The sequence below is a fragment of the Adhaeribacter sp. genome, from assembly GCF_057359045.1.
This window is the reverse complement of record NZ_JBMQUD010000124.1, coordinates 253,294-262,546: the sequence shown is the minus strand read 5'-3', so window position 1 is coordinate 262,546 and position 9,253 is coordinate 253,294. Positions and strand designations below refer to the sequence as shown.

4 protein-coding genes are annotated in these 9,253 nt (G+C 44.9%); 1 reads left to right on the top strand and 3 read right to left on the bottom strand.

Going from position 1 to position 9,253, the window contains the following annotated elements:
- The 3 genes from ACO1R6_RS19930 to ACO1R6_RS19920 form a co-directional block, all read right to left on the bottom strand.
- On the bottom strand, nt 1–1,503 hold a 1,503-nt coding region (locus tag ACO1R6_RS19930; protein ID WP_486266863.1), incomplete at its 3' end, for an FG-GAP repeat domain-containing protein.
- A gap of 88 nt (nt 1,504–1,591) precedes the next feature.
- Complete coding sequence (locus ACO1R6_RS19925) at nt 1,592–3,448, bottom strand: RagB/SusD family nutrient uptake outer membrane protein (RefSeq protein ID WP_486266862.1); 1,857 nt, start codon at nt 3,446–3,448, stop codon at nt 1,592–1,594.
- A 21-nt stretch (nt 3,449–3,469) separates the two neighbouring features.
- Nucleotides 3,470–6,613 carry a SusC/RagA family TonB-linked outer membrane protein gene (locus ACO1R6_RS19920; RefSeq protein WP_486266861.1) on the bottom strand — a complete coding sequence of 1,048 codons (3,144 nt, stop codon included), beginning with the start codon at nt 6,611–6,613 and terminating at the stop codon, nt 3,470–3,472.
- Between the two features lie 1,041 nt (nt 6,614–7,654).
- Between ACO1R6_RS19920 and ACO1R6_RS19915 the strand changes: the two genes are divergently transcribed.
- Nucleotides 7,655–9,061, top strand: coding sequence for a sialate O-acetylesterase (locus ACO1R6_RS19915; RefSeq protein ID WP_486266860.1), 1,407 nt, complete (start codon nt 7,655–7,657; stop codon nt 9,059–9,061).
- Nucleotides 9,062–9,253: the final 192 nt, after the last annotated feature.

Below are 9,253 nucleotides of genomic sequence, written 5' to 3'. Positions count from 1 at the left end.
GCCGTCGTTGTCCAGGTCGGCGTAAGCGGCACCGTTGCTGTTGAAAGTAGCCGTAAAGCCCCACCTGCTGCCCTGGTTAACAAACCGCAACTCCCCCTGGTTCTGAAACATGTAGTTCCGCACATTTGACGAGGGAATCTGGTGCACCAAATCCAATACATCGGCCCGCTGCAGCCTCCCCCCTTTTTGCTGGGCATAATTGGTAGAATATTTTACAAAATCCAGATTAGTAAAATCGCGCAGCACGCCGTTGGTTACAAATAAATCTTTCAGACCATCGTTGTCGTAGTCGGCCAGCAAAGGGGCCCAGCTCCAGTCGGTGTTGGAGATGCCGGCCAGTTGGCCTACTTCGCTGAAAGTGCCGTTACCATTGTTTACCTGCAACATATTGCGCATGTACTGGTAATGAAAACCGGTTTTTACATTCAGCTCAAATTTTTCGTAGTTGTCCGGCGAGACCAATAATTTCTGACGGCGGTTATCTTCGGGCAACATGTCCAGGGTATAGATATCGGGTAAGGCATCGTTGTTCAGGTCAGCAATATCATTACCCATTGAAAACTGCGACGTTTGCCCGATGCGTTTCTGTAATTGGTTACTAAAAGTCCCGTTTTGGTTGTTGATGTACAGGTAATCCGGAATGGTATAGTCATTCGAAATATAAATATCCGGCCAGCCGTCCTGGTTAATGTCGCTTACGCCAACGCCCAATCCGTAGGTCAGAGCCGAGCTTTGTAAACCCGCTTTTCCGGTGACATTGGTAAAATTATTTTTATCATTCCGGAACAGGCGAACGCCCATTTGGGGATCGGGGGTTTTCAAGATTTCGGCGGTAGTAACCTCATCTAACACCGGGGCCGGATTGGGATTATGGTTTAAAAAGAATAAATCCAGGTCACCGTCGCGGTCATAATCAAAAAAGCTGGCGCTGGTGCTGTAAAAAGCCTGGGTCAGCCCGTATGATGTTGTCTCGTCGGTAAAACGCGGCATGCCGTTTTCGTCGTTACCCTGGTTTATAAATAATTGGGGCGTTCTTTTGGCTGGGGGTAATTTTCCGGAATACAGAACCAGGATATCTAACCGGTTGTCGCCGTTTACATCGGCCATGGTTACCCCGGTTTTCCAGGGACCTTCCCGACCAGCCACCCCGGCCGTTACGGTAACATCGGTAAACTGCATATTGCCTTTATTTAGGTAAAGCCGGTTAGGGGTCATGTTGCCGGTAAAGTAAATGTCTTCTAACCCATCGTTGTTTACATCGCCTATTGCTACCCCGCCGCCGTTGTAAAAATATTCGTATACCAGCACATTGGTGTTTAATCCTTCGGTAAGGAGATTGCTAAACTGGACCCCGGTTTTCTCGGGCGGCAACGATACAAAGAGCGGATTAGCCACAGCGGCAGCTGATTTATTACCAGCCTGTTCGGTGGGTTGGGTGCTACAGCCCCAAAGCCATAGCAGCAATTTAACCCACAGGCAATATTTTAAATTTAATCTAGGCAATTTTCTGGTGGATTAGGTATGAGCGCAAAAGAAAAATCTATGCCGGCGGTACCGGCATAGATTTTAAAGATAATCATAAAAATGAATATTAATATCCGGGGTTCTGAATCAATTTGGTATTCCGGTTCATTTCGTCGCGGTGGATAGGTAACCAATACATTTTATCATTCCACGAACGGTTCTCTTTACCGGGGTCAATTTCGAATACCGAATAAGTATAATTATAGCTTTCCGGATCGTATCTATAGGTAGAAACGGTTTTGCCCGGTTTTAAAGCACCAAAAATATTAATCCCGTTTGCTTTCCGGCCTAAAGTAGTCGGAGCAATCATCCAACGGCGGGCATCATGGTAACGCTGCTCTTCAAAGACCATTTCTACCCGGCGTTCGTTGCGGTAATCTTGCCGGAGGGCATTGCCCGTTGATGTAATAGCTGGCATACCAGCCCGGAAACGCACTTTGTTTAACCAGGTTTTAGCTTCAGCCTCCTGACCTAATTCAATACAGGCTTCCACATAATTTAGCAAGGCTTCGGTGTACCGGAAAAATGGCCAGGGCACTTGCTGCCAGGTATTCTGATCCACAATGGCAGGGTTCGGGTCGGTAAACTTGCGCATGTAATAACCGGTGTAGCTACCGTTCCAGTCTTCAATAGAACTCTTGCGGGTATCCAAACCAAAATGAATAGCTTTATTTCCATCTCGAATTACTTCATAGCTACCGGTTTGGATTTGATTAAGTGGGTCTAAGGCTTTGGCGGCATTGGAAGGCCGTACTTTCCACGGCGAACCATCTACCAGAAAGGTTGAATAAAAGCGTGGGTCGCGGTTAACATATGGTGCGGCAGCATGCGCCGGATTGCTCCAGCTAAAATCCGTTCCGTCCATCATTTCGTAATCATCAATTAAATGCTGGATAGGTGTATTACCGGCCCAGTTGTTATAGCCATTTGGTCCGTTGTATAACCCTTGCCGACCGCCATTTTCTTGCTTAGAGTTAATAAAATAACGGGCAAACAGCAGTTCTTTTTCGCCACCATTTCTAGCCAAGGCCACATTCATATAATTAGTGGTGCCTTGTTCTTTGGTTGCCGGAGCGGTTAAGTCTAGCTGGTAACCATAGCCGGGTAAATCTAATACGGCTTTGGCCGCATCTTTAGCTTTTTGCCAGCGCTCGGTACGGCTGCCGCCTACAATGGCTACTAATTCGGGGTTAGCGTATGCCGCCATTACGCTGGATTTAGCTTTAGCCGTATTAGCATCGTACAAATCACTGGCCGCATATAGCAATATACGGGATTTAAGCGCCAGGGCTGCCGCTTTGGAGGCCCTACCCGCCACCATGTTTTTACCGTTCAGTAAAGCGGCAGCATCATCAGCATCTTTTGCAATAAAATTAATACACTCTTCCATGGTATTACGCTGGGCCATGTAATCAGCTTCCCCTAATTTATAAACCCGATCCACAATAACAGTTCCACCGTAGTAGCGCACCAATTGGTGATGATAGTAAGCCCGTAAAAATAAAGCTTCGCCTTTTAAGCGATCAACCAGGCCCGGATCATTAAACTTAGGATTTTGCAAGTTCTCTAAGGCCAGGTTAGCCGCCCGAATCCGGAGGTACAAGTTTGCGTACTGGATAGGCGTGTTGGTCCGGCCGGGAGCAGCTGGATTCGAACGGGATTCAGTAATGGTAGTTATATCCCGGCCGGGGTGGGTAAATATGGTTTCATCCGTGAAAGATGCCAGCATTTCTTCGTCAAAGCCGCCGTTACCAACACCTGCGTATATTTCAGATACAAATGCTTCGGTTAAGCCGGCATCTGCCCAAACTGCCGTTTCAGACACCTGGTCTAAAGGCTGGGTATTAACAAAATCATCGTTACAACCCGTAACCAGCAAGGAGCCAATAAGGGCTGCAAAACAAATATTTTTTATCTTATTCATTATTTCTAATCTGATTAAATTTTAAAATGTAACCGATACACCGCCGCTTAATATGCGGGACTGAGGATAATATTGTCCGTTGGTATTGTCGGTTTCTGGGTCGTATACCTTTAATTTATCCCAGGTGAAAATATTAAGTCCGTTTACATAAACCCGGAGATTGTTTATACCGGCTTTGCCCGATAAAGCTGCTGGCAGAGTATATCCTAATTCTAAGTTTTTTAGCCGGATATAATCGGTATCGCGCAGCCAATACGTGTTATTAAAGGAGTAATACTGGTCGCCACGGTTAGTAATGCGCGGGTGTACACTGCTCGGGTTTTCGACTGTCCAACGGTTGTCGTGGATGTATTGCAGATAGTTACCAATATTGCCCATCTCACCGGTATAAATATATTGTTTTGCACCGGCAGCACCCTGGAACAAGACAGACAAGTCGAAGTTTTTGAAGGAACCTCCTAAAACTACACCGCCTTGAAATGGCGGAATGTTGGTAACATCGGTACGAACCTGATCTTCCGGCGTAATTTTGCCATCTTTGTTGTAGTCCACAAACTTCATATCGCCGGGACGAAGCTGGTTAACCAGTGCTTTGTAGTCGATTTTGTTGGCATCAATTTCGGCCTGATCTTTAAATACGCCGTCGTACTGATAAGTCAGGAAGGTAAACATGGGCATGCCGGTAGCACGTTGCCATTCGGGAGCACCCGGTGCCTCATCGCGGAATATAATTTTGTTTTTGGCGTAACCACCATTAACACTTACATTATATTTAAATTCACCTATCTGGTTCTGGTAACCAATATTGTACTCAAAACCTTTATTAGATACTTCTCCGAAATTGGTTAGTGGCGCAGTAATACCAGTACTCTGGGGGAAAGAAGCCGATCGGGCAGCCAGGATATTCGTCCGCTTATTGTAAAAAGCATCAAACTCAAAATTAAAACGACCATCAAATAATTGGCCTTCCAAGCCGATGTTAGAGTTATTGGCTACTTCCCAGGTAATGGTATTGTTCGGGATGCGGGATTCAAATATTGTCTTGGTTTCAACATTGTTCAGGATATAAGTCCGGAAGCCAAAAGTAGATAAGTAAGCATACCGGCCAACGTCGTCGTTACCTAACTGCCCCCATGAACCCCTTAGTTTGAGGTAATTAACGGCAGGAACACTATTTTTAAAGAAGTTTTCCTCTGAAATTACCCAACCGGCCATCACGCCTGGGAAAAAGCCGTAACGGGTGTCTTGCGGAAAAATATCGGAACCATCGTAGCGCCATAAAAATTCAGCTAAATATTTTTCTTTAAAGTTATAGGCAACCCGGCCAAAGTAGTTTATCCGAGCGCGCTCTTCAGCACTGCCACCATTATTTTTTTCTAAATCGCCGCCGGCAAACATTTGGTCGATAGCTGGCGAAATAAAATACCGCCGGAAAGCATTAAAGCTTTCTCTGTCAATAGTCTCGCGGTTGGTACCAGCCAGTATCGTTAAACCATGGTCGCCAAACTTACGCTCATAGTTTAAAACACCGCCCAGTAATATGTTTAACTGATTAAAGGTGCTTTGGTCTAGGCGAGGCTCAGAAGGGCCACGTTTGGTGGCAACCAGATTAGGATTGCCGTCCGCATCAACGCCGGTGCCGCGCTGGTACAAGGTCCAGGGAATTTGCCAAGTCTTTCCGTTATCGATACGCTTATCAATCGCGGCTGTTCCGGTAAATTTAAGGCCTTCTACCCCTGGAATTAGAATATCTAAGGCGCCGTTGGTTTGGAAGAAATCGCGTCTATCGCGCTGATAACCACTTAAATCAGTGGTGATAACCACCGGATTTTCGCCGTTTTCAATATCCGGGCCGGGCATACCATTTGGCCAATAGGCCTGTTCCTGCGGTTTGCCCCGCATTTGCATCCGGAATATGGCGCTGGCTGGCCGCGTCGGGAACATACGCAATTCTTCGCGACCTAATAAACCAATGGTAGCCTTAATGTATTTATTAATAGTAGCATCCAGGTTTACCCGAATATCGTACTGCTTATAGCCGGTAGCGGAGTTTTTATAGTAACCATCCTGGTTCTGGTAACCCATAGAAGCCAGGTACTTCAGGTTATCGCTACCACCGGTTACCTGCAGGTTGTGCCGCGTTTGCGGCGACCACGTTTTTAAAGTGGCTTTGTACCAATCAGTATTGGGGTGCAGCCAAGGGTCCGTGCCGTTACGGTAAAGTTCCAAATCTTTGGGGGTATATGGGGCATTACGTACCGTGCCATTTGGCCGGGTATAAGAACCGGTGGTTTTATAGGCTTCAGTAGCAGCAGCCCATTCAGATACGGGTAATTCATAAACATTCAAATCATTCAGCATGCTGGTATATTCTGCCGCATCAGTCAGATCCGGAATTACGGTTGGCTGCGAATAACCTTGGTTAAAATCATAAGAAAGTTGCGGTTTACCGGTTTTGCCCCGTTTGGTGGTAATCAGGATAACACCGTTGGCTGCCCGTGAACCATAAATAGCAGCGGCCGCATCCTTTAGCACCGAAACGCTTTCAATATCTTTGGGATTAATGCGGTCCAGGCCTCCTTCCCGGCCTGGTATTCCGTCAATAACTACCAGAGCACTGTTGTTGTTCAGGGTATTGGAGCCCCTGATCCGGATGGCCGAACCATCGTAACCCGGCTCACCGCTACGGTTTACAGCAACTACCCCGGGTAAACGACCAGCCAGGGAGTTAGAAAGATTTACGGTGGGCGATTTTACCAGTTCGGCCCCTTTTACAGCGGCAACCGAACCAGTTACGGTTTCTTTCTTCTGCGTTCCGTAACCTACCACCACTACCTCATCCAGCGATTTGGCATCCGGCGCTAAGGTAATATTAACGGTCGTCCGGTTGTTAACGGGTACTTCCTGGGTTTGGTAGCCAATAAAAGATACTACTAATGTACTGTTAGCATTGGCAACATTGAGCGTAAAGGCACCATTTACATCAGTAGCTGTACCATTGGTTGTACCTTTAACCAATACCGTAACACCAGGTAAGCCATCGCCGTTATCGGCCGAAACCTTACCTTTTACGGTAATACCTTGCGCCTGTACACCAAGGGCGGACAAAAATAAAAGTTGAAGTATTAGAATAAACCTCAACCCTTTAAGTAAAGGATGTTTCATAATTGTTTGGGTTTGGTAGAAAAAATTTAGGTATAAAAGGATTAGTTTAACACTCTATTTAACACTAATATAAACAGCTAAAACAGAGCACCATAAATGTATAAACAACTTTTATAATAGTTGTTTATACATTTAATATTTATACCCAATTTAATAAGTTTAAACTGACAATCAAGGGATTGTTTCAAAATTTAGAAAGCATCTACTCTTTCAAGAATAGAATTAAAAATTTTATATCAAAATAAGTTAACTGTTAAACAAACACTACAATCTATTGAAAAATAACTGTTTTATTGATTTTTAATATTTACCCATACCTATTACAATTAGCTTTATAGGATTTTTTTTTGAATGACAAAGAGTGGTTATAACTATCAAAAGGGATTTATTGGCTATAAAAGGAGCTGAAAACACACGTTAGGAACCGCCGTGATAAAGGTGAAAATATTTATTTCTAAACCAACTTTAACGCTATCCGGCCAAAGTAAAACACTACTTCACTTCCTTATTCTGCCGGTAACAAGCGGTTAGATTTTATCTTTATTCTGTTTGCAACAAGTCTCGACTTAAACTGAAAACTGTTTTGCTTTCTATGAATTGAGTGCCTAGCCCAACCTAAGCGGCGGAGGCACCCACAGGTATTCTGAAAGAAGCTTTAGAAGTGGCGGTAATAACACCGCTCATGGCACTATATTTTTGTTCGAAACAACAATAAGAATCCGCTTTATAATCTAATAAGAGATTACCGGTACGCCTAAAAACATTAACGACTTGCCGGCCGCGATTAAATACTATATAATTGCAAACTCTGGCTCTTATTACAGACCAAGTAAGGATAACTTGTATTTTAAAAACTATTCTTCTTGATAATATAATCAACCCAATCAGGAATGCTAGGCAATAAATGCTGCCTTTTTATAATTACCTGAAGCTAAGCGTAAAACGAGGTTTTGATTATACCTGGTGCAGACTTTATTTTAGGCATAATTAACCTTAAGTTTACTCGCGATTACACTACATACTAATTACTATATAATAGTTATGCTTTATACCAAACGCATTTTATTTTTCCTGTTGCTGGCAGTAATTATTGGGGGTATGTCGGCGCCGGCGCGTGCTGTCTCGCTGCCGGCCATTTTCTCCGACCACATGGTACTGCAGCAAAATGCCGAAGTAACGATTTGGGGATGGGGTAAACCCGGCGAAGAAATTACTTTAACCGGTAGCTGGGACAATCAGCCGGTAAAAGTTAAAGCCAATAACCTGGCCCAGTGGCAGGCAAAGCTAAAAACATCTGCCGCTGCCGGTAACACCTATACCTTAAGCGTAAAAGGGCACAATAGCATCCAGATTGAAGATGTTTTGCTAGGCGAAGTATGGCTTTGCTCAGGCCAATCGAACATGGCCTGGACTACCAATGGCGGTATTGAAAATGGCGCAGCCGAAATACAAAAAGCCAACTACCCCTCTATCCGTTTTTTTAAAGTACCCCTTAGATCTGCCGATGCCCCGCAAATTGATGTGGTTGGGGAGTGGGTGGTATGTACGCCCCAAAGCGTATCTGACTTTAGTGCCGTGGGTTACTTTTTTGGCCAGAAATTACATGAAAATATAAAAGTACCGGTTGGCCTGATTAATAGCAGTTGGGGCGGTACGCCCGCCGAAGTTTGGGTTAATTCTAAAACCATTTCAGAAAACCAGGTTCTGGCCGAGGCCGCCGCTAAATTAAAAGATGAACCGTACGGGCCTTCTAAACCCGGCAAAGTGTATAATGCCATGATTGCGCCTTTAATTCCTTACCGGTTGGCGGGCACAATTTGGTACCAGGGAGAGTCTAATGTAAGCAATCCGCAGAACTATGCGCAACTTTTACCGGCCCTTATCCAGAATTGGCGCAGCGAGTGGAACCAGGATCTGCCTTTTTATTACGTGCAAATTGCTCCGTACAATTACGGCGAAAACACCAACGGCGTGTTATTACGGGAGGCCCAGCGGCAAAGTTTGGCAGTACCCAATACCGGCATGGTGGTTATTTCCGACATTGGCAACATTAAAGATATTCATCCGCGTAATAAAATACCGGTAGGGCAACGTCTGGCTAATTGGGCCCTTAACCACACCTACGGCAAAAAAGATATTATTTTTTCGGGTCCGCTTTACAAAAGCATGAAAACCGAAGGCAATAAAATCAGGTTATCTTTTGATTATACCGAACCGGGCCTGGTAGCCAAAGGCAAAGAATTAACGCTTTTCGAAATTGCGGGCGCCGACCAGAAGTTTGTGCCGGCCACGGCCAAAATTTCGGGTAATACAGTGGTGGTACAAGCCCAATCGGTAAAGAACCCGGTTGCCGTAAGATTTGCCTGGAGCAATACCGCCGAACCTAATTTATTTAACAAAGCCGGCTTGCCCGCTTCCAGCTTCCGGACCGATAATTGGGATAAATAATAATAGCCGGACAATTGAATTTATACCATTAACTTATATCCATCTTAAATCGGTAGTGCGCATATCTCAATGCTCTCGCCAGCGGCCCGCTGGTGAGAGTTTCTACCAACCTCTGGCTGTTAGTGCAAATATTAAGCAAATTTATTTAGTAGCGGTCAGAAGTCAGGAAATAAACCATGAGCGAGGCTTAAC

Excerpts from the sequence above, each read along its gene's own strand:
- ACO1R6_RS19925 (WP_486266862.1), bottom strand. The coding sequence starts at position 3,448 with ATGAATAAGATAAAAAATATTTGTTTTGCAGCCCTTATTGGCTCCTTG.
- ACO1R6_RS19920 (WP_486266861.1), bottom strand. The coding sequence starts at position 6,613 with ATGAAACATCCTTTACTTAAAGGGTTGAGGTTTATTCTAATACTTCAA.
- ACO1R6_RS19915 (WP_486266860.1), top strand. The coding sequence starts at position 7,655 with ATGCTTTATACCAAACGCATTTTATTTTTCCTGTTGCTGGCAGTAATT.